This is a genomic window from Candidatus Villigracilis sp. (assembly GCF_057083605.1).
Genome location: NZ_JBXMTI010000070.1, coordinates 1 through 23,515, shown reverse-complemented (window position 1 = coordinate 23,515; position 23,515 = coordinate 1). Strand labels below are relative to the sequence as shown.

At 49.5% G+C, this 23,515-nt stretch carries 14 protein-coding genes; 8 read left to right on the top strand and 6 right to left on the bottom strand.

Translation table 11 applies throughout. From position 1 onward, the window contains the following. The first annotated feature begins 122 nt into the window (after positions 1-122). The 6 genes from AC14M5_RS10655 to AC14M5_RS10630 all read left to right on the top strand — a co-directional run bounded on the left by AC14M5_RS10655 (position 123) and on the right by AC14M5_RS10630 (position 10,604). Complete coding sequence (locus AC14M5_RS10655; RefSeq protein WP_484029644.1) at positions 123-1,589, top strand: pyridoxal-phosphate dependent enzyme; 1,467 nt, start codon at positions 123-125, stop codon at positions 1,587-1,589. Between the two features lie 46 nt (positions 1,590-1,635). After that, positions 1,636-2,199, top strand: coding sequence for a hypothetical protein (locus tag AC14M5_RS10650; protein ID WP_484029643.1), 564 nt, complete (start codon positions 1,636-1,638; stop codon positions 2,197-2,199). Between the two features lie 50 nt (positions 2,200-2,249). Continuing rightward, entirely contained in the window at positions 2,250-3,872 is a 1,623-nt protein-coding gene (locus tag AC14M5_RS10645) for a transposase (protein ID WP_484029642.1), read from the top strand. A 130-nt stretch (positions 3,873-4,002) separates the two neighbouring features. Then, entirely contained in the window at positions 4,003-6,801 is a 2,799-nt protein-coding gene (gene polA / locus AC14M5_RS10640; RefSeq protein ID WP_484029641.1) for a DNA polymerase I, read from the top strand. A 249-nt stretch (positions 6,802-7,050) separates the two neighbouring features. Next, positions 7,051-9,360 carry a tetratricopeptide repeat protein gene (locus tag AC14M5_RS10635; protein WP_484029640.1) on the top strand — a complete coding sequence of 770 codons (2,310 nt, stop codon included), beginning with the start codon at positions 7,051-7,053 and terminating at the stop codon, positions 9,358-9,360. 215 nt (positions 9,361-9,575) lie between these two features. Then, complete coding sequence (locus tag AC14M5_RS10630; RefSeq protein WP_484029639.1) at positions 9,576-10,604, top strand: COX15/CtaA family protein; 1,029 nt, start codon at positions 9,576-9,578, stop codon at positions 10,602-10,604. 304 nt (positions 10,605-10,908) lie between these two features. Here the strand turns inward: AC14M5_RS10630 and AC14M5_RS10625 are convergent, their stop codons facing one another. The 6 genes from AC14M5_RS10625 to AC14M5_RS10600 all read right to left on the bottom strand — a co-directional run bounded on the left by AC14M5_RS10625 (position 10,909) and on the right by AC14M5_RS10600 (position 18,737). Next, positions 10,909-11,913, bottom strand: coding sequence for an ABC transporter ATP-binding protein (locus AC14M5_RS10625; protein ID WP_484029638.1), 1,005 nt, complete (start codon positions 11,911-11,913; stop codon positions 10,909-10,911). A 44-nt stretch (positions 11,914-11,957) separates the two neighbouring features. Continuing rightward, positions 11,958-12,545 carry a DinB family protein gene (locus AC14M5_RS10620; RefSeq protein ID WP_484029637.1) on the bottom strand — a complete coding sequence of 196 codons (588 nt, stop codon included), beginning with the start codon at positions 12,543-12,545 and terminating at the stop codon, positions 11,958-11,960. A gap of 19 nt (positions 12,546-12,564) precedes the next feature. Then, positions 12,565-13,527 (bottom strand): ABC transporter ATP-binding protein, encoded by a 963-nt coding sequence (locus tag AC14M5_RS10615; protein WP_484029636.1) that lies wholly within the window; start codon positions 13,525-13,527, stop codon positions 12,565-12,567. Continuing rightward, positions 13,524-14,861, bottom strand: coding sequence for an ABC transporter permease (locus AC14M5_RS10610; RefSeq protein WP_484029635.1), 1,338 nt, complete (start codon positions 14,859-14,861; stop codon positions 13,524-13,526). Before AC14M5_RS10610 ends, AC14M5_RS10615 begins: the two co-directional genes overlap by 4 nt. A gap of 4 nt (positions 14,862-14,865) precedes the next feature. Continuing rightward, on the bottom strand, positions 14,866-15,987 hold the full coding sequence (locus AC14M5_RS10605) for an ABC transporter permease (protein WP_484029634.1): 1,122 nt from the start codon (positions 15,985-15,987) through the stop codon (positions 14,866-14,868). Between the two features lie 164 nt (positions 15,988-16,151). Next, the gene (locus AC14M5_RS10600; protein WP_484029633.1) at positions 16,152-18,737 is read right to left on the bottom strand and encodes an ABC transporter substrate-binding protein; all 2,586 of its coding nucleotides are present in this window, start codon (positions 18,735-18,737) and stop codon (positions 16,152-16,154) included. 393 nt (positions 18,738-19,130) lie between these two features. Here AC14M5_RS10600 and AC14M5_RS10595 point away from each other — a divergent pair, with 393 nt between their 5' ends. Next, positions 19,131-22,841 carry a sensor histidine kinase gene (locus tag AC14M5_RS10595; protein ID WP_484029632.1) on the top strand — a complete coding sequence of 1,237 codons (3,711 nt, stop codon included), beginning with the start codon at positions 19,131-19,133 and terminating at the stop codon, positions 22,839-22,841. Between the two features lie 17 nt (positions 22,842-22,858). Beyond that, the coding region (locus AC14M5_RS10590; protein ID WP_484029631.1) for a response regulator at positions 22,859-23,515 on the top strand (657 nt) is incomplete at its 3' end.

Below are 23,515 nucleotides of genomic sequence, written 5' to 3'. Positions count from 1 at the left end.
CATCACTCCTATAAAATAAACATGATTATAGCCAGCCACATGACAAACATCATCACCCCTTTGTACTGATAAAACTTGTGCGCTATAATAAAGTTGTCTGACAATTAACCCAGGAGCTTTCCATGACCACTATCGATCTCACCCTTCATAAAGACCACCGCGCCCGCGCCATTCAACGCGCGAAAGAACGCAATATCATCATCCCCACCTATGCCCAAATGAAAGACCCTTCAAAAATTCCTGCAAAAGTCAAAGATGAATTAAAGAATATTGGACTCTGGGATATTCATCCGCGTAACCTTTTTCGAATCAACTGGCATAATCAACCCACCGCTTCAGGCGGGACTTTTGGCGGGGTCAACTATCTCGAGCTTCCCTCTTCGCTGACAGGGGTCAAGGCGCGCATCATTGCCATCGTTGGTAAATGGTTTCCAACTGGTGCGCATAAAGTCGGGGCGGCGTTTAGCTGTCTCGTGCCGAGGCTGGTCACAGGTCAGTTTGACCCGACGACTCAGAAAGCTGTGTGGCCCTCCACTGGAAATTATTGTCGCGGCGGCGCATATGACTCCGCTTTGCTTGGGTGTGAGTCGATTGCTATTCTTCCAGAAGGTATGTCGAAGGAAAGATTTGAATGGCTGGCGAAGGTCGCGGGCGAAACCATCAAAACCCCTGGCTCTGAATCAAACGTAAAAGAAATTTTTGACAAATGCAAGGAGCTGGCGAATTCAGGGCAAGACTTGATGATCTTCAATCAATTTGAAGAATTCGGAAATTATCTCTGGCATTATGAAGTGACGGGCCACGCCATGGAAGAAGTATTCAAACAAGCGGCTGGCAAAAATGGACGCTATCGCGGCCTGGCATCCGCGACGGGTTCCGCAGGCACGATTGCAAGCGGCGATTACATGAAGCAGCTCTTCCCTGATAGCAAGATCGTCGCAAGTGAGGCATTGCAATGTCCTACACTTTTGGAAAACGGATTCGGCGCGCATCGCATCGAAGGCATCGGCGATAAGCATGTACCGTGGGTGCACAACACCAAGAACACAGACGTTGTTACCGCAATTGATGATAACGCCGTCGTCAACATCTCTCGCCTCTTCAACGAAGAAAATGGACGAGCCTACCTTGCAGAGAAAGGTGTCCCCGAAACTCTAATCTCCAATCTCGATTTGCTAGGCTTCTCTGGCATCTCAAACGTTCTCTCTTGTATCAAAACCGCCAAGTATTATGAAATGGACGAGAACGACATCATGCTCACCGTCCTGACCGACTCGATGGAACTCTATCGCTCACGCCTGCATGAAATGCATCAGGAATTCGGTGAATACAGCGAGCGCGATGCCGCCGCAGATTTTGCCCGTTATCTGCACGGCGAATCCACTGACAATATGCTTGAGCTCACCTATCCCGAACGACGCCGAGTCCATAACTTGAAATACTATACATGGGTCGAGCAACAAGGCAAAACTTATGAAGAAATTCAACAGCAATGGTATCAACCTGATTACTGGACCAGCGTCCAAAAGCAGGCCGATGAAATTGATGAATTGATCGTTGAGTTTAACAAGGAAGTGGGATTAAATTAGACTGTAGGGGCGGAGCAATGCTCCCCCCTACAGCATATGATTATCCATGCTAAATCCAACTTCCCTCGTTCTCGTTTGCCTACTTCCCACACCAAGGGATTTGGAAATCGCGCGTCTATTGGGATGGTATCGCATCCCGCTTCGCACCGCGCCTAAAATTGTCGCCGTAGACTATCTGGCTTTTTACCAACCCTCGGCCTTTGGTGATCGCGGTGGGCAAATTGAATTCATCGCTCCCGTCCGCGGACATGAACTCACCACCCGCGCCGAACTGCTCAAGGATGAAACGGACCATCCACGCGCACGTGAGGAATATTACAAGATCCAAATCGGTGCCCTGGAGAAATTAAAGGAACCCATCAGCGCAGACAAATGGAAAAGGCTGACATTCCTTTACTCCACTGGTGAGTATTTAAGCAATGCGAAATTACTGAACGACCTGGTTGTTCAAAATGAGGAACGAGAAATTCTGTGGAAAAACCTGCGCGAACGGGCCGAAAATGAACAGCTTTACAAGACAGACCTGCCCGAAACAGACATTCATCCAGAGGTTCTAATGGCCCTGCTGGGCATCAAAGACCTGCAAACCGATTGCAAAACGCCGAAATAGTTCTCCAGTGTCCTTGATTCCGCCTCTTATAAGTGATAAACTTCATACAAATGCCAGCGGATTTACTCATCGTGACCCCCTCTTCCAGCCTTGGAGAAACAGTCCGTCGCGTGCTGGATGAAACCAAACTTTACCGAATCCATGTTGTCAACAACAAGGCGTCTGCTGTTGTGCGGGCAGATGAGATCGGCGCTCCGCTTGCCATGCTTGATTTCGCCCTCGGCGAGGACTGGGTATCCGAAATCGGCAATGCTTTACGCACAGTTCGTCCGGGCATTAATCTCATCCTGCTTTTTGATGAGAACACTGACCCTCCTCCCTTTAATAATTTGCGCCCATGGATCCTCGTCCGCAAGCCATTTAGAATGTCAGATTTTATGACCGCTATAAGTCAACCTCAACCCGTATCCACTCCGCAAGTTAGCGCATCACCCAGCCTCCCCTGGTTGAGCGATGCGACGAAAGCCGCGCAGCACCTCACGCGCCTAACTTTGGAATCATCCGCGCAAGCCGCTCTAATTACACTTAGAAACGATTTATGGGCATATGCAGGCGGCCTCTCTCAGAGCGCCGCAAAAGAAGTAGCCCAAACCGTCACCCGCAATTGGGATGGACAAAAAGGTTCAGACCTCCTAAGGTTCATCCGCCTTGAAAGCACAAAAGCAGAGCATATGCTCTATGCTACACGTCTCACTGCCGAAACCGTCCTGGCTTTCGTGTTCGATGCAGAGACTCCCTTCAGCACCATCCGCGCCCAGGCAAGCCAACTCGTCAATGACTTTGGCAGTGAACGCTCAGAACCGCGAAAACCTGCCAAGCCTGCGCCACAACCCGATTATGATTTTTCAGGCGACTTGGACGAAGGTGACTCGCTGGAAATTGCGCCGATCTCGAATATCCTCACCAACATCCCTACACCAAACCCCGAACCCGCCTCCACTCATGACTTTAGCCCGCCTCGCCAAAAAGAAAAATTTGATCCTAATCAGACACGTGTTTCTGAACAACTTTCAAATGCTTCTGTCTTCAACCGCGAGGCATCTCCCTCTGTACAATTGAACAAACTGGTTATGACAGACCAGCCTCAGGCACAAGCCCAAACATCTTTTGATGAAGTGGAAGTCACTGCGCCATCACGTAAACAAAGACCAGAGACGCCAATTGCCAAACCCGCGCCCGGCGAAGCGGATGTTACCCGTGAAAGTCCATCCACTGAAGCGGCGCGCAAGCTGGTTGTAGAACCAACTTCAGCAGGGCTGTATCATCTCACTTATGCCTGTTTGCTCGTGCCAAGGTTTTCAGCCCACTACATTACAGGTGATCTTGCAGATCATCTTGGGGAATGGCTTCCGAATATTTGCATAGCCTTTGGATGGCGGCTGGAATTTTTAGCCGTGCGCCCTGAATACCTGCAATGGGTGGTCAATGTGCAACCTAACACATCACCGGGTTATCTGATGCGTATTATGCGTCAGCAAACTTCAGAGAAGATTTTCACCGATTTCAATCGCTTGAAAAAAGAGAACCCATCAGGTGATTTCTGGGCGCCAGGTTATTTGATCATGGGAGGCACACAGCCTCATCCGCCACAACTGGTACGAGATTACATCCGCCAAACCCGCCAACGGCAGGGACAGGACTCCACACCTCTCCCACCGCGTGGGCGTCAGTAAAAAAAAAATAAGAAGCGCAGAGTATAATCAACTCTGCGCTTCTTATTTTCGCTCAAACTTCGGAAGTCTTCTTTCCGACTCGCAGAATTGGGCGAACCGTTGAGACTTCCGAAGTTTTTATGGAAAACCCATGCCCCCTACACTTTACCTAATTGATGGACATGCTCTTGCATATCGTATGTATTTTGCCCTCACCGCCGGCGGAAGCAGCCAACGCTGGCAGACATCCAAAGGCGAGCCTACCGCCGGGGTTTACGGCTTTGCGCGTGAATTGATGCGTGTATTGGAACAGGAAAAACCCGAATATCTCGCAGTAGCATTTGATGTAGGTAAAACCTTCCGAGACAAGATCTTCCCCGAATATAAAGCCACTCGCGAAAAAATGCCCGACGATCTGCGTGTACAGCTCACACGCATCCGTGAAATGGTGGATGCCTTCAACATTCCGCGCCTCGAAATGGAAGGCTACGAAGCAGATGACGTGCTTGGTTCCATTGCGAAGGTGGCAGCGGAACAAGGCTTGGGCGTAAAGATCATCACAGGTGACAGAGACCTGCTTCAGTTGGTCAATGAGCGAACGTCAGTTTATCTTGCAGGCGATGACCAGACTTACATCACAGATGAAGACGTCATCAAAAAATTAGGTGTACGGCCAGGCCAGGTGGTGGATTACAAGGCCCTGGTCGGGGACACATCCGATAATATCCCCGGCGTAAAAGGGGTTGGCGAAAAGACCGCAATTTCCCTGCTTGAAAAATTCGGCACACTGGATGCCATTTATGAAAATCTCGATCAGGTCGAGAATCGCTGGAAGGGAAAACTCGAAGCGAATAAAGAGGCGGCTTTCATGAGCCGTGACCTCGCGCGGATCGAAGTCAATCTTAAAATCAATTTGGACCTCGAACATGCAGAAGTGAAGCCATTTGATGCGGCTAAGCTTGAAACCATCTTCAAGGAGTTGGAATTCCGCACCCTCTTAACCAAAATCCAGGCCATCAACGGCGGTACCGCAGAACCCACAGAAACATCACCTCGAACTGCAAAAACCAAAAGCGGACAGATGACCATGTTCGTAAATGAGCCGCAGATCGTTTCAATTCCAAAGCCATCGAATATCGAGGTCATCATCGTTGACTCTGACGAAAAATTGCAAGAGCTTGTCAAAGAATTGGCAAAAGCAAAATCAATTTCATTTGATACAGAGACCACAGATACCGAAGAAATGAAAGCAGAGTTGGTTGGCATCTCGCTCGCTATCAAGGAAGGGCAGGGGTATTACATTCCCGTCGGTCATACTTTAGGAAATAATCTTCCAATTGAAAAGGTGATCTCTGCGCTTACGCCTTCGATGACGAATGCAAAGATTGGAAAAATCGCGCACAACGCCAAATATGATTACATCCTCCTTGCGCGCTATGGTCTCATCACCTCGCCGCTCACTTTCGATACCATGCTGGCTGAATTCATCGTTGACCCTTCTTCGCGCAACCTTGGGTTGAAAAATCTTTCCGCACTTCGCCTCGGCGAGGAAATGACTCACATTGAAGATCTGATCGGCAAGGGCAAAAAGCAGATCAGCATGGCAGATGTAGCGATTGAAATCGTCGCGAACTATGCCGCCGCTGACGCCGAGACCACGCTGCGTCTGGCGCCCATCATGCAAAAAGAATTGGAACGCGTAAACGGCACGAAAATTCTCGATGAGATCGATATGCCCCTCACCGCTGTGTTGGCAGAAATGGAAATGACCGGGGCGTTGATCGACACAAAATTTTTCGGTGAAATGTCGAAGGATCTGGCAAAGCGTTTGGCAGAGATCGAAAAACAAGTATTTGAGTTGGCGGGCAAGACCTTCAACATCAACTCGCCGCAACAACTCTCGGATATTCTATTCAACCATTTGCGCCTCGAACCACCCGATAAAGGGCGCAAAACAACTACGGGTTTCTATTCCACCTCAGCCGATGTGCTCGATGCTCTGCGAGGCAAGCACGCCATTTTGGATTGGATCCTCGAGCAGCGCGAACTCTCCAAGCTCAAATCCACTTATGTGGATGCACTACCCACCGCGGTGGATAAGAATACCGGCCGTGTGCATACTTCCTACAGCCAGATCGGCGCAGTGACGGGACGTCTTTCCTCCAATAATCCAAATTTGCAGAACATCCCGATCCGAACGGATACCGGGCGTCGTGTGCGTAACGGATTTATTGCGGATAAAGGCAATGTATTGCTTTCGGTGGATTACTCACAAATTGAATTACGCATCGTTGCACACATGGCAGGTGACGAGGCGATGCTGGCCGCATTCCGCGCAGGAGAAGATATTCATGCCACCACTGCCGCCGCCATCTACAATATTGAACTTAATCAGGTAACAAAAGAGATGCGACGACATTCCAAGGCGATTAACTTCGGACTAATTTACGGCATGTCGGCATTTGGTCTCACCCGCTCCACCGATCTGACATTGGCCGAGGCAGAGGATTTCGTCAAGGCTTATTTCAAAAAATTCCCTGGCGTAAAAAAATATCTGGACGGTATGAGAAGACAGGCAGCCGAAGTCGGTTACGTGGAAACATTACTGGGACGCAGGCGTTACTTCCCCGCATTGCAGGGCAAGGTCAATGTGCAGATAAAGAACCGTGAAGAACGCGAAGCCATCAACGCGCCCATTCAAGGCACTGCCGCAGATATCATGAAGATCGCCATGATCAAGATTCCACCCGCGTTGAAAGCGGCTGGCTTGAAAGGCAAGATGCTGCTACAAGTGCATGATGAACTTGTGCTGGAATGCCCCAAAAGTGAAATGCAAAAGACCGCGCAGGTCGTTCAGGAAACCATGGCAAATGCCTACCCGATGAGCATCCCCCTCGAAACAGAAGCAAGAGCGGGCGCGAACTGGGGCGAGATGTCGGTTTTAAAATAAGCAGACCCTAAAGGTTTCCTTGAAAATTTTCATCCCTGAATTCAGGGAAAAACCTTTAGAGACTGTCTGAAATCTCAACTTTAGATATGGATTTGTAGGGGCACAGCGAAACGATTTACGGCCAAAATCTTGAATTGACTCGCTGTGTCCCTACTTTTCAGACAATTTCTTAGGGTCTCTCTCGCGGACAAGGTTATAATTCCATTATCGATCTAAAATCCTCGCCAATGCGAAAGTAGAATATCAATTATGCCCGGACGAGAAGACATCTTTCAAAAAGCAATGAACGAAGGCCACTCCGCCGCCTGGGACCAGGAATGGGACAAGGCTGTCAGTGCCTATCGACGCGCCTTGCAGGAATTCCCCGACCATCCCAAAGCGCTCAACAGCCTTGGCCTTGCGCTTTATCAGCTTGGCAATGTCGAAGAATCTTTGCAGATCTATATGAACGTGGCAAAGATCTCACCCGATGACCCGGTGCCGGTGGAAAAAGTTGCGCAGCTTTCTGAAAGACTTGGCAATCTAAAGAATGCAATCGATGCCGCACTTCATGCGGGTGATCTATTTTTAAAGCAGCGTGATCCTGATAAGGCGCTTGAGAATTGGGTGCGCGTTACAAATTTGAATCCCGAACATGCCATTGCACATTCACGCCTGGCGCAAGTGCATGAACGGCTGGGGCATACCCAACAAGCCGTCACCGAATACCTGGCAATTGCGAGCATCATCCAACGCGCAGGCAACGCCGAAAAATCAAAAGAGATGGTGGAAAAAGCCCAGGCGCTTATGCCAGACAACCCGGCTGTGAAACAAGCACAGACTCTGCTCAAAACAGGACAACTTCTCCCCAGACCGATGCGCGGCAAAGGCGGGACGGGGCCGATCCGCATGGCGCAGGTAAAACAATTACAGGAACCGCAAAAAACCGCCTCAGGCCTGGACCCGATATCTGAAGCGCGCCAAAAAGCTTTGACTCAACTGGCAGAGTTACTCTTCGAATACTCCGACGAAAGCCCCACCGCGCAAGAGCGAAAGGGACTTTCTGCGATCATGAAGGGCACAGGCAACCTTTCCATGCAGCAATCCGAGCAGACCAAGGTGATCCTGCATCTTGGGCAGGCCATCGATGCGCAAAGCAAAGGAAAGGAAACTCAGGCCGCGGAGGAAATGGAAGGCGCGCTGGAAGCGGGCTTCAAACATCCATCTTTATATTTCAACCTTGGCCTTTTACGCTTCAAAGGCGAACGGTTGGAAAGCGCACAACGCTTTTTACAAAACGCTGTCAAACATAACGACTATGCACTTGGAACCCGCTTATTACTGGGCCAACTGCTGGTGAAAAAATCCAACTTCCACGATGCCACATTGGAGTATCTCGAAGCACTAAAAGTTGCCGATTCATTAACTGTCCCCGCTGAATCATCCGATGATATCCGCCAGCAATATGAACCGTTGATCGAGGCATATCAAAGCAAGGACGATGAAACAGAATTGCGTAAAGTATGTGAAAACATCAACGGTCTGCTCATGCGCCCGGACTGGCGTGAACAACTCCACAAGACGCGCGATCAGATGCCGAAACAGGATGGCAACATGCTTGCCCCGTTGGCAGATGTCATCCTCCAGGCTCAATCCAGTTCAGTTCTCGAATCAATGAATCGCATCAATCAACTGGCGCGTATGGGAAGTCTACGTTCCGCAATGGACGAAGCCTACGATGCTGTACAACACGCGCCAACATACCTGCCGCTCCACACACTGATGGGCGATTTGCTTGCTCAGGAAGGCCGCACCGCCGATGCGATCTCAAAATTCAGCGTGGTCGCACAATCCTATAGCGCGCGCGGCGAAGTGTTACAAGCCACAAAATTATTGCGCCGAGTCATCCAACTCTCGCCCATGGATCTCAACTCCCGCACCCGGCTCATCGATCAACTGGTGGCGCGCGGGCAAACAGATGATGCCATCCATGAATACCTCGAACTGGGCGCTATCTACTATCGCCTGGCCGAATTGGATATGGCGCGCAAGACTTACACTGCCGCATTGCGCATGGTGCAACAAGGCAACGCCAGCCGCGATTGGAATACACACATTTTGCGACGCATGGCAGATATTGACCTGCAGCGCCTGGATTGGAAACAAGCCCTGCGCGTCTATGAACAAATCCGCACCCTCGACCCTGACGACGATTCGACGCGTAAGCAGTTGATCGAACTTAACCTGCGCATGGCACAACCGGATAAAGCCCTGAGCGAGCTTGAAAACTACATCAACCACTTAGAGAGCCAGCACAAGAACGAATTGGCAATTACCTTCCTACAAGAACTTGTCAAAGAACATGACGACCAGCCCCTGCTGAAGCGCACGCTTGCCGCGCAACTCCACCGCTCAGGCCGCATGGACGAAGCGATCACCCTGCTCGATGTGCTTGGCGAAACCCTCATGCAAAGCGGTGACAAGCAGGGCGCCATGGATGTGATCAACCAGATCGTATTGATGAACCCTCCGAATGCAGAGGATTACCGACAACTGCTCAAACAAATGCGAGATATGTAAAAACAAAACAGGATGCCCATCACAACGATGGGCATTTTATTTCCCACGCTTCGCGCTTAATCTGGGAATTGATTCCGTTCCGAATAGCATTTTCTTCACGACAAATTACCACCCATTCTTATGACAAAAGTTTTAACGGTGCACAAATCCTGCGTGCTATAATCTCAGCGATTTGCAAGCCGAGCTTGTTGAGATTTCAATATTGGAGAAACAAAGTGCCAAGAACCCAAAGCAATGCTGTCATGAAATGGTTATACGTTTTTAGTTTTGTAGTAGCCTTCCTGGTTATCTTCGGGGGATTTGTCCGCCTGACCCGCTCGGGTCTTTCCATTGTTGAATGGAATCCGATCAGCGGTGTGATGCCCCCTATTGGTCAGCAAGCCTGGCAGGATGAATTTGCCAAATATCAGGAAACACCTGAATACATTAAGATCAACACGGGTATGACGCTTGGAGAATATCAATTCATCTTCTACATGGAATGGATCCATCGCATCGTTGCCCGCCTTGCAGGTCTGCTCTACGCCATTCCTGTGTTCTATTTCCTATTCAAGAAAACGATCCCGTTCAGAGAGTTCGGCATCTATTTTGTGATGGGAATGCTGTTTATCTCCCAGGCTTTCGCAGGCTGGATCATGGTAGCCAGCGGCCTTGAAGACCGCCCGTCTGTGAGTCATTTCAACCTGACCATCCATTTGCTCCTGGCTCTCACACTGTTTGGGCTGGCGTTATGGGTTGCCTTTGGTCATAAATATGGCTTTCCCGACCCAGCCAAAAAAGCAAAATGGTCTCTGCCCTCCAAACTATCTGTTGCTGCATTCATTATTCTCATCATCCAAATCTCTTATGGTGGTTTCACCGCGGGTCTCAAAGCTGGTCACGTTTCAGATACATGGCCGCTGATGCTAGGAAAGTTAATTCCTCCCAACCTGTTCGCTTCATGGGTCAACATCTTTAAATCTCCGCAGACTATCGTATTCATTCACCGCTGGTTTGGCTGGCTTGGGATCATTCTCGTCCCTGTGGTGTATTACATTGTCAAAAAGCAAAACTACCCCGCTGATATCCAAAACGGACTCAAATGGCTGATCGGCATAGTTGCCCTGCAGATCACACTTGGCGTGTTGACCATTCTATCTTACGTCAACATCACAATCGCATTGATCCACCAGGCTAATGCCATCGTCCTGTTTGGGTTGGCGTTATATTTTATCCACCGCTTCCGAGCGCTGGATGCGAAGTAAATTTTGCATATGTGTTAATAGGGCAGGTTTGTAACCTGCCAATTTCTGCCCAGAGAGAGTCAGGCTGCAAGCCTGACCTACAAAACAAATAACAGCTTCGCATTTGAGGCTGTTATTTATTTACCCGTCCATCTTGTTAACGCAAAGCCGACCATTCCTAGCGCCAATCCCAGCGAGGAAAGTCCCCACGCAAAAAAGTTCATGAAGAACGTGGATTCAAGAATTTTAATCACCATTAAAAAGGGGAGGACAATGCCTGTCAGCATCATGAGCAGGCCAAGGGTGAGGAGGAGGCGTGGAGATTTCATTTTGGTTGATAAAGCCAGCAGGCAACGAAATGTTCAGGCTCAGGTTCAAAGTCTGGCGGAAATTTTTCATCGCACAAACCAGCAATAGCCCTCGCGCATCGCGGATGAAAACGACATCCTTTTGGAGGGTTCGCCAAACTCGGCGGCTCGCCAGGCGGCACTTCCTTGAAAGTATCGGCGTTACGCGCATCGGGGTCTGATGTGGCAGAAAGCAAAGCAAGGGTGTAAGGGTGCAATGGATTCTCAAGCAGCCTGCGGGTTGCCGCCTTTTCGATCAGATTGCCTGCATACATCACGAAAATGCGAGCGGAAAAATATTTAACTGTGGAAAGATCGTGCGTAATATAGATCACCGAAAGGTGATGTTTTTCCTGCAGCGCCTTCAGGAGTTTAAGAATTTCAACTCGTACAGAAGCATCCAGCATGGAAACTGGCTCATCGGCAACAATTAATTTTGGTTCAAGGATCATGGCGCGCGCGATCACCACACGTTGCTGCTGGCCGCCGCTCAACATGTGCGGGAATTTTTGCAGGAAATCATCAGCAGGGTGAAGCTTTACTTCATCCATCGCTTTGCGGATCCGTTCGAGCCGCTCAATCTTATTTTTCACACCACTGATGATGAGCGGTTCTTCCAGAACCTGCTGTATCGTCATGAACGGCGGCAAAGCGCCATAGGGGTCTTGTTGAACGTACCCCACTTCAAAACGATAATCACGCAACTCATGACGTTTTAAATGTTTAAGATTTTTCCCATCAAAGACAACATCACCACTGGTCGGGATGTTGAGCCCAAGAATGGTTTTCATCAGGCTCGATTTGCCGCATCCACTCTCACCGACAACCGCCACCGTTTCCCCCTCTGTTAAGTCAAAGCTGATTCCATCCACCGCTTTGACATACCCCGCGTGCCCAAAACCGAATCGGCGCAGCTCATACCACACATGCAGATCACGAATGGACAGCAGGGTCTCCCGGGGTTCATCGATTTCAACTGCCATGTTATTTACCTTTCTGAGTTCTGTGATCATATCTGTGTTCATAATCATCCATTCTTTCTTTGCTCGGTTGCAGAGCCAAAGCCTGTTTGCAGGCCCTTCAAACATTCCATCATGCCGAGGTGGCGGCAATCATGTGAAAGAAAGACAAGCAGGTTCAGGCGAATATTCTGCAGCTTCTTTACCAGATCTTCATCCACCCCCGCATAGGTGGAATAGCGCTCATCCAATAGTTCGATAAAAGTCTCCAGTGCCAGATAAGAACGTTTCAGATAATTAATCAATTCGTGTTTCGGCGGAATGGGTAGGGTCGCAGCCACTTCATCACTCAAACCTGTGCCAACCGTAACGTTCAATTCGGTGGGAAAGCCCCACTTTTTCGCCAGGGCCTCCATCACCCAAATCTCTTGCGGCTCACCGAACTCCTCACCAAGTTGAGGCGTGCGTTCCAAAATAACAGCTTTTAGAAAATCAGATTCGCGCGCCAAGTGCCAGAGATGAAATCCAATCGAGGTGCTGTAGCCTCGCGGCCTCCAGTGCAGTTGGTCTTCATCAAGACCCTCGGCAAACTCGAGAACAACTTTGTGAATATCCTTGAAAAGGTAAAGTACATCGTAGAGAGCTTCAGAGGGCATGGTGATTCCTTTTGTGTTTTTATTGATGCAGCCAGCATTTGACTTTGCGTTTGCCTTTTTGGAATACAGGTGGTTCTTCGCTGCACTTCTCAAAACGGAAGGGACAACGCGCCGCAAAACGACATCCTTTTGGCGGGTTCATTAAACTTGGCGGCTGGCCCGTAATGAACATCGGGTCTGATTCGCTCCGCAGGCGTGGCACGCTTGACATGAGCATTTGCGAATACGGATGCAGAGGCGCGGGAAAGAAATCTTTTGCATCGCCCGTCTCCACGATTTGACCCGCATACATGATGGCAACTTCGTCCGCCAATTCGCTGGAGGTGGCAATATCGTGCGTGATCAAGATGAAAGATGTGCCCAGTTCATGCTTGATGCGTTTGAGCACGTTCATGATGTTCGCCTGCGTCAGCAGATCCAAAGCTGAGGTCGGTTCATCCAGGACGATGAGGCTGGGCGAGGTCACGAGGGCCATTGCCAACGCCACACGTTGACGCATCCCGCCGCTCAACTCAAACGGATAGCGTTCCACAAAATCAGCAGGGACGCCCACATGCTGGAACATTTTATAGACCAAGCCAAAGGCCTGTACTTTGCTCAACCCCAAATGGATCATAGCAGGCTCGGCAACCTGGTCACCTACCTTGAGAACGGGGTTGAGAGCATTCATGGCAGCCTGCGGTACAAGCGACATCCCAACCCAGCGCACATTCTGGCGATATTCCTCGTCGTTGAGAGTCATCACATCCCGGCCTTGCAGAAATACCTTACCTGAGTATTTATCCACGTTGCGTGGGAGCAGGCGCAGCAAGGCTTTTGAAAGTGATGTTTTTCCACAACCCGATTCGCCCAGAATCACCACAGCGCGGTTTGTTCCCAATTCAAAGTCCACGCCATCCACTGCCTGCACTGAGCCGTTGGATGTCTTGAAATGCAGAACCAGATTTTCGATATTAAGCAGTTTCTCCGATAGTATCGTCATACGTTCCTCAATCTCGGATTAAAGATGCGATCCAATGCAAACCCAAGGACTGCAAAGCCCAGCCCGGTGATCATCAATAAGACAGCGGGTTCCAATACCCAGTAGTAATAGCCTTTATAAAGCGCGCCGTTGGAGTTGGCATCCTGAATGATCTTGCCCCAGGTGGGCAGGACGGGGTCACCCAAACCGATCACAGCCAGCGAGGCCTCGAGGAAAACGAAGGCTGGAATCGACTGAACCAGGCTTGGAATTAGTAATGGGATCATGCGTGGGATCAGGTAAAGGAAGATAATGCGCGGACTACTTGCACCGTAGGCCCGCGCGGCCTCAATATACATGGATTCTTTCACCTGCATAAAAATAGCGCGATATCCTTTGATGGCCCCGGTAAATATATTCAACAGAATCGTTGCACCGAGAATCACCCAGATGCTGCGGGAGTAAAACGTGCCAATCATGATCAAGATGGCAAGGAAGGGCAGGACGAGATTGATCTCTGTAATACGCTGAATCAATTCATCCACCCAGCCTGCGTACCATGCTCCAATTGCAGCGATGATCATGGTAAGGATGGATGTGCCTACGGAAGCGATTAAACCAAAGGCCAGGGCTATGGGTACACCCCATAATAAAGGCAGTGTCAGGTCACGGCGCGAATGATCTGTGCCAGCCAGGCCAAAGACCTGCCCATGAAGGACAAATTCCATATTGATATCTGAATCGGGTTCGAAGGTGGCGCCGGTGATTAAGATTTGATAGATACCTTTTAACGGAGCATTACTATCGGGCAGGGTGAACAAGGCCGGGATGACATCCTCTGCCCGTAGTTTGGCACGCAGTTTCTCGTCCTGAGAGAAGCGGTACGTGAATTCTTTTCCAATGGCAAAATTGGCAATCCTGATCTTTCTATCATCCGGTGTCAATAACTCGATCGAAACAAAGGGCTGCTTTTCATCAAAGGTGGATGTGAAATAAAAAAGCATCTCCTGTGGATATTCATCATAGGAAAAATCAAATGGATAGGTCATTTCAACCGTAGAAGTGCCACCGTTGCCTGGTGTCACTTTTTTTACGATCTTTCCATCGACCGTGCTCACTGCAAAAGATTCGGAGTACTTTTTGCTGGAAAAATAATTGACCCAGGCGGGCGAGGCAAATCTGGGGTTCTGATACCACACATCCTCCCCACCACGCCACAGTCGTATGGCTTCGGCATAGGGAATGGTGATCATCGTATATGCGGCAACAGTCACCAGCACAAGCACCACAAACAAACCCGCAATTGCCGAGGGATATTGAAGTAGTTTCTGAAATGAATTCCGCGAAGTATTCATGGATTTAGTTGCCTATTTTTACTCTCGGGTCAACCAGCACGTAAACAAAATCAAGCAGGAAGACGGTGAGGGCCAGCAGGTATGCGTAAATGATGGTCGAGCCAACGATGATGGGGATGTCATATTGGCCGATGGCTTGGAAAAGCGTTCTGCCCAGCCCGGGCCATAGAAAAACTGTTTCTGTGAATAGAGCGCCTGTCCACAAGCCAATGATGAGCAGGGAAAAATTTGTAATGATATTCGGCAGGGTGGGGCGCAGAATGTATGTCCGCTCGATACTGCTGGCCGGCAGGCCCTTTGCCTTGGCCATATCCACATAATCTTCGCTCGAGTAGATCAGGAAAAAAGTGCGATAGTTGTAAACGCTGATGAAAAATGAACTCAGCACAAGCGAAACGCCCGGCAAGATCAAATGAGTCAATACGCTGACCGCGTAATCAAATGTATTTGCGGGGGGAGGGGAATCCACCATGCCACCGAAGGGAAGTATCTTTAATGCTGCCGCAAAGATCAGGATGAGGAAGATGCCATAGAACCAGGGCGGTACAGCCGATGTGGGGGAAAGCGCAATCACCAGCTTATCCCAAAAACTTCCATAGGAACGTGAAAGCGAAAGCGCAATGAATATGCTTGAAAAGAAAAGGAATAACTGCGACGTGCCCATTAATAACAAAGTGGCGGGCAGCCTTTCAAGGATGATGAGGCGCACCTGTTTGGAGCCGCTATCGCTTGTGAGGTTGATCGCGCGGCCTAAATTCAAAGTCAACGCGTTGGATAGATATTTGAAATTACGGATGGCAATCGGTGTATTCAGGCCGCGCCGTTCCTCTTCCTGGGCAATCTGTTCCTGCATCAAATTTTTACGCACTTCAGGGTCCATTTGTCTGTAGGCTGCATCCGCCATAAAAGATTGTGTAACGTGGTCTCTGATCTCACCTTTTATGATCTGGTCTACGAACCCGCCCATGTTGGCTATCATGATGGTTAAATAAATACCGATCACAACTGTGACAAATAAAGTAAATAACCGCACGGTAGCATAGCGCGATACGCGCATAAAGGTGCTGTTGTGTATTGATTTTTTCACAACTACATTCTCTGTCAGTGTGTTGGTAACTACTGCCATGACTTCCTCACAATCTACGGTTATCTAAAATACCGTGTCGCTCTGAGGGAGCGAAGAGTCTCTACTTCGGTCGCAGAGACCCTTCGCTCCGCTCAGGGAGACACTCTGGAGGCAGGGGTAGGAAGTAGAAACCCACCCCTGCCTTGTTATTACTCGAGCTTACTTTATGGAACGGCTACGAAATCCAGTGATGTGAACGATGGAATAGCCACGGGGATAGGCACAACTGCAACTTCAATTCTGGCCGAGCCTGTTGGCAATTTTGAGGTTACGCTGGGGTCGAGAGTTACCTCATACTGTCCATCGGCGATGGTTGTGGCGTCACCAACAGTTACAACAGCGCCTGTGGCATCGTACAGGATGTATTTCACCGCTCGAACATCGGATTGCAGATAAGGCTCATCCTTGAAGGATACAGTCACATCAAAGACCGCTTCATCACCCGCCTTTACCTGCCCGGGCCCATCGAGAACTGTGGTCGCAATCTTTGGTTCGCTGAATTCGGCCCAACGGTCAGCAAGGTCAACGAAGTCCTCGTTATTCTTCAGCACCAGGGATTTCTCGGTGGTGAAAACTTGATCGAGATAGTAAGGCCCAGTCCCCACCCAGAAATGACCATGATCTTCATACCATTGCTTTAAGTTAGCATAGCGCAGGTCTACTTCTTCCTGGGTGATGAATTCACCAAGTGTCGGCTCATAGGGGATATAAGATTCGCTCGCGGCTTGATCCAAATATTTAACAAGGATCTCGAGGCTTGGTCCGCCAACCCAACTGGTGTTTTCGATCTCAGCGTTATCAGCCTTATCTTGTGTGTAAGCGAGTTCGCCAGCCGCTTCGGCTAAATTGGAAATCGCGAGGATCGGCCAACCATTCTCACCAGAGAGGCCGAAGGGAGATTGCGGCCATAAGGGTGTAATGTTTAGTTCTGCATCTGAAACGTAGGCATCTGTATAGGCTTCAATGGTCAGCGGATCGGTGGAGGTGATTCGGTACCCTTTGAAAGCTACCAGGCCGGCGTCGATGCTCAAGGCCAGAGATTCATCATAAATGGGGCTCTCTGGTTTGCCGGGGTCAAAGCCCTGAATCATGGTCATGACGAAATCACCAGCCGATATGGGGCTGCCATCATGCCATTTAACGGTCTCGTACAAGTCAGAGGGATAGATCACAACACTCTTGACATTAGCGGTCAGACCATCCGGGTATTTTTCCGCAGCGGTGACGAAGCGTTGTTCCGTTGCATCCCAATCAACCCATGCATCTTCAGGGACATCAATTTGCGGCACTGCGTTTACGGTCAGCCAATCCAGATTCTGAACGATGGGCAAGCCTTCTTTATAAGTTAATTCAGCGCTCGCAATACGCTGGGGGTAGGCCAGCCCTGTATACGGGTCAGCCATCAAGCCGCCGCCACCGCCGCGATTGGAAGTGCCCATGGTTGTGGCGCGCATCACTCCCGCGTCCCAGACCCAGTTGCTTCCGCCAATGCTATTCCACGGCTGGGTGAAGAGATCGTTCGTGCCGACCTTCATGGTGCCGCCCTCCTGCCCCACAAAGCGCAGGTTATATGGGCCCACATTCGTGGATTCAGGCCCAGTCGCAAGATCGTAAGATACCTGAACATTATTGTTGTACGGAGCGTACACCTGCTGATCGATCACCCACACAAAGAGAGAATCTTCGAGCGAAAGTTCAAGCGCTCTTGCCATCATCGCATCGCGCTCTTCCCTGGAGGAGTAATTCCCCTGCGCCAGGTCATCGCCAAGTTGTTGGAACTCAGGGTCCGATACATTCGAGATGTAAGGTTCACCGGCTTGAATACTTGTGTTCAAATAACTTTGCTGAATATTTCCGCTCTCATCACGCAACGAACCAAGACCGGAAGAAATATATCCAGCAGTGTACATATGCCACTGCCCATCAGCGGCGGTGGTTCCCAACCAGATCGGGAAGGCTTCAGAGGAGGTCTTATACTGACGGTCAACCGTGAAGCCAATGCTTTCCAATTGGTTGGATACATAGTCGCCAATTGGCTGACGTGTACCATCACCGTCAGAGCGGATCAGGAAGGTTAAGGAAACGGGGGCGCCGTTAAATTGCCACTTGCCATCTGCGCCAAGTTCTGCGCCCATGCCTGGCATTTCCGCATCGATGACTTCCTTCGCCTTTTCGAGATCATAGGCATATTTGGATTCCAACGCGCGGGCGGTATCTATCAGGTTGGTATACTCAACCAGTTGGGTGGTGACAGGCAGCAGTTTAGGCAGCGAGCCGCCTGCAAAAATCTCCTGATTAATATAGTTGCGGTCAATCAACCAATTCAATGCTTCACGAATCTTGCGGTTCGAAAACGGATTCAAAACGCTCGTATCCGTGAAGACGGCAGGGTTGAGGCTGATGCCATAATAACCACCAAGAGACTGGGTGCTTGAAAGGCCTGATTCCTTGATGGTGGGGTACACATCCGAAGCCAGGTTAAACGAAAAGAAATCAATCGTGCCAGCTTGTAGTTGCGAGATTGCAGAGTCAGCGGCGACGACAGAGACATCGATCTCATCCAGCCAGCCGCCGTGGCGCTCAGTGGAAGCAGCAGGTTCTTCCGTTGCCCCCGGAGCTTCAGTGGCCGATGGGGCTTCGGTCTGGGCAGGCTCTTCTGTGGCCGCAGGCGTGGCGGGCGCACAAGCCGCCAAGATCATGCCCAGCACGACCAGCAGGCTTAGTACAGCGTAAAGTTTATTTTGTTTCATTCTCTTATCTCCTTTTGAAATCAAATAAAATCAAGAAGCGTATTTGGGCATTGATAATCAAGCACCTCCTTGCGATCCATTATTGATATTGATAAAGGGGGAGGCGGAAAGTCAGTTCATAAGAGACCGACATTCCGCCTCAGCATACAAACGCGGCTTAATTCTTGGGAGGAGAAATTCATTCCGCATGTTCGTAGCACCATCATACAGACCATAAGCAAAAGTGTCATGCGTCTGCAAAGCTGTCTTTCTCCATCTAATTGAATGGTTCTCAGCCATCCATTAACTCAAAAATCAACCGTCCTCTTTTGAATAAAAAACCCCTCCGCAGAGGGGGAAATTTTTCGCACAGATTTGGCAAAGCCTGGCTAACTTGCACTATACTTAACGGGCATGAACCGTCAGTTTCGAAATTTAATCCTAATTCTGTTAGCATATTTTCTCGCTGCTTGTGCTGGCAGCACACCTCCAAACACGCCTGCCGCGCCTGTAATTCCCGCGCCCAGTGACACCATTGCACCCGTCTCCACCCCCAACTTCAACCGCTCCATTCGCTTTGAACATATCAGCCTCGAACAGGGTCTCTCGCAGAGTGTGGTAAATGTTATTTTTCAAGACAGCAAAGGGTTTCTATGGATCGGCACAGAGGATGGATTAAACCGATATGACGGATACAGTTTCAAAGTCTACAAGCCTGAAGCGGAAAACGACAACAGCCTCAGCAACCGCTGGATCACATCCATCGTGGAAGATCGGGAAGGATATATATGGATTGGGACTCGTCAAGGCGGACTCAATCGCTTCGATCCGCGCTCGGGCCTGTTCACTGTTTTCAAGCATGATTCCACCGACGAAACTTCCCTGAGCGATAACCGCGTCAACACGCTCTTTGTCGATAGTTCAAAAACACTATGGGTTGGCACAGACTCAGACCTGGACCGCTATAACCCTGCCAATGAAACCTTTATCCATTTTCTTGGGAACGAAGATGGGTTGAAAAATCCTGTCACCGCCATCTATCAGGATTCAACTGGCCTGCTCTGGTTCGGAATCAGCGATAATGGCTTATATCAGTTCAATGAAACTACCAACTCGGTCAAGGCGTTTGTTACAAGCAAAAACCCAAACAGCCTGAGTGACAACAACATTACAGCCATCAAGGAAGACCTGAACGGAAGCCTGTGGATCGCCACCCAAAATGGATTGAACCGCTTCAAGGCCAATACTCAAACCTTTGCGCGGTATAAGCAAATCGCCAGTGATCCCACAACTATTTCAAGCAACAACCTTACGCACTTGTTTATTGACCACAATGGCGTCTTATGGATCGCCACCAATAATGGATTGGATATTTACAACGCGGAGCTTGACCAATTCATCCACTACCGCCATGAAGCTGCCAACCCGAATAGTGTCAGCAATAATCTTATCCTTTCCATATTTGAAGATCGCGGCAATGTGATGTGGATCGGCACGAACGGCGGCGGCTTGAACAAATACAACCGCAGGCAGGATGAATTTGCGTACTATCGCGGCGACCCATCCAACCCAACCAGCTTAAGCGGAAATTTGATCTCAGCCATTTTTGTGGAGCCAAACAGCACCGTATGGATCGGCACTTTGGATAGCGGATTAAATCGCTTCACCCCATCCTCCGGTGAATTCAAACAATACCACCATGATCCATCGGACCCTCAAAGCTTGAGCAGCGACCAGATCTATTCCATTCTTGTAGACCGTCATGGGAATCTTTGGGTTGGCACCGAAAATGCTTTGAATTTATTCGACCCCGACACAGGCATCGCAAAACATTTTTTCCCAAATGAAGAGAACGCCAGCCTGTCTGGGTTGCCCGTTTACACCATTTACGAAGACCGTAAAGGAAATCTCTGGCTTGGAACGAGCGGCGGACTCGATAAATTTGACACAACCACAGAAACCTTTACCAATTATCAGTCCAGCTCCATAAATCCCGATAGTCTAAGTGACTCACATGTTGTTGCGATTGAAGAAGACCTGCAAGGTGATTTGTGGATCGGCACCATGGATGGCGGCTTGAATCGCCTGGAGGTTGAGGCTGAAAATTTCACCCGCTACCAAAACCGCCGCGGCGACCTAAAAAGCATCAGCAACGATTCGATTCTTTCCATCTATGAAAGCAAGAGCGGCACCTTATGGATCGGCACGGCTGGCGGCGGTTTAAGCCGCTACGACTTTATGACCGACTCGTTTACATCTTTCACCGAGAAGGATGGCCTGCCTAATAATGTTATAAACGGCATTCTCGAAGACCACGAGAATAATTTATGGCTGAGTACCAATTATGGATTGTCACGCTTCAATCCTTTTACAAACGAATTCCGCAACTACACCGTCAGTGACGGCCTGCAAAGTAACGAATTTAACTCCAATGCTAACGCCGTTACACCTTATGGTGAAATGTATTTTGGCGGCATCAATGGAATAAATTTATTCGATCCGCTCACCATTTCAACCGATACCTACATTCCTCCCATCGTGTTAACCTCGCTGACACAGAACGGCGACCCAATACCGACCAGGGTGCGGGTGGAAGCTCTGGAAGAGCTGACACTGCAATGGCCGAATAATTCGTTTGAATTCGAGTTTGCCGCGCTTTCCTACAGCCAGCCCAACAAGAATCAATATGCGTACATGCTGGAAAACTTTGACAGCAGTTGGAACAATATTGGTACAAAACACAACAGTCGTTATACCAATCTGCCTGGCGGTACTTATACGTTGAAATTACGTGGCTCAAACAGTGATGGTGTGTGGAATGAAAAAGGCCATGCGATAAAGATCAATGTCGTCCCGCCGCTCTGGCAAACCTGGTGGTTCCGCGGGCTCTCGATATTCCTGCTTGGCAGTGCCATCGCGGCTGGGTATCGCTGGCGAGTCAAAAGTATTGAACACCGTAACCGTCAGCTTGAAAATCTCGTGCAAAGACGCACATCAGACCTTGAAAAACGCACGCGCGATATCGAAGCCTTGTATCAGGCAGATGAACAGATCATACGAAATGTGACCTTGATCCAGGTCTTTCAAACACTGGTGGACGTTTCCGTCTCCATGCTCAAAGCGGACCGAAGCGTGGTCTTTGTATGGAATGAGGAAAAGAAAAAAATATTACCGCGAGTCAGCCAGGGCTTTCGGCAGGATACTTTGTATGCGCTTAATTTTGAGGATGGCGAGGGGATGGTGGGCATCGCCATGAAAACTGGTGAACCTGTCATCATTTCTGACTTAAAATTAGGTACTCTGCGCGGCGACCTGCAAACCGTCATGCGCAACGAAGGCATCCAATCTTATGCTCACTTTCCGATTGTGGTGGATGGAAAAGTAGTTGCAATCTTCAATGTGGCCTATACCCGCCCCAATGCACTCCACGAAGATTCGATCCGCTTGTTTACCGCGTTGGTAAACCGCGCTTCCCTGGCGATTGCAAACATGGAACTCTTTGAACAGACCAAGGATCTGGCCGTGATGGAGGAACGCAACCGCCTCGCCCGTGACCTGCATGATAGTGCCAAACAAAAGGCTTTTGCGGCGCTGGCACAGTTGGGAACAGCCAACGGCATCATCTCAACCAAACCAGAAGAGGTGAAACCACATCTCACCGAAGCAGAGACTCTCGTATATGAAGTTATACAGGAGCTGACCTTCCTGATCCAGGAGATATATCCAATTGCGTTACAGGAAAAAGGACTGCCCACCACGCTGAGAGAATATATCTTCGAGTGGGAAAATCGCAACGACGCAACGGTCAGCCTCACGGTCCAGAAAGAACGTAAACTTCCGCTTGATATCGAGCAGGCTGTTTATCGTTTCATACAAGAGGGGCTTGCCAATGTCTCACGTCACAGCCGGGCCAAACGGGTAGACATCTCTCTGGCTTATAATACTGATTCATTACAGGTCGTGATCGCGGATGACGGCCACGGGTTCGACATAAATCAAAAAGCAAAAGGCATGGGCTTCCGCTCCATGCGTGAGCGCATCAGCAGTATTCGCGGAACCGTTCAAATACAAAGCGCGCCCGGGCAGGGAACGCGCTTGATCGTACAAATACCCCTCAAAGGTTAATGCAGGAGAATCAAATTATGAAGCATCATCGTACAAGCATACTGATCGCAGATGATCACGAAGTAGTTCGCAATGGGATACGTTCATACCTCGAAACGATCCCAGATTTTCAAGTGGTTGGGGAGGCATCATCAGGCGAGGAGACTCTGAGCCTGGTCGCTGAATTGATCCCAGACATTGTCTTGCTGGATTTGATCATGCCAGGCATGGACGGCATCGAAACCACGCGCCGTGTAAAGCAAGTCAGCCCGCGTTCGCAGGTGGTGGTGCTTACCTCCTATCATGAGGATGTACATATTTTTCCCGCGCTGAAAGCAGGCGCAATTTCATATATTCTAAAAGATATGAAAATGGAAAAACTGGTGGATGTGCTGCACCGCGCCGTACAAGGTGAAGTGACTCTGCATCCGCGAGTGGCTGCTCGTGTTTTGCAAAACATTCGCAACGAGAACAGCGAGGAGCAGCCGCTTTTTACGGAGTTGACTGACCGTGAGACTGATGTATTAAAGCTGATCGCAAACGGGCTTACCAACAGCCAGATCGCCGAGAAGCTTGTCATCAGTGAAAATACAGTGAAGGGCCATGTAAGCAATATCCTCAGCAAATTACACCTGGCAGACCGCACCCAGGTGGCCGTGTATGCCTGGCAGCAGGGAATTGTCAACCGGCACAGC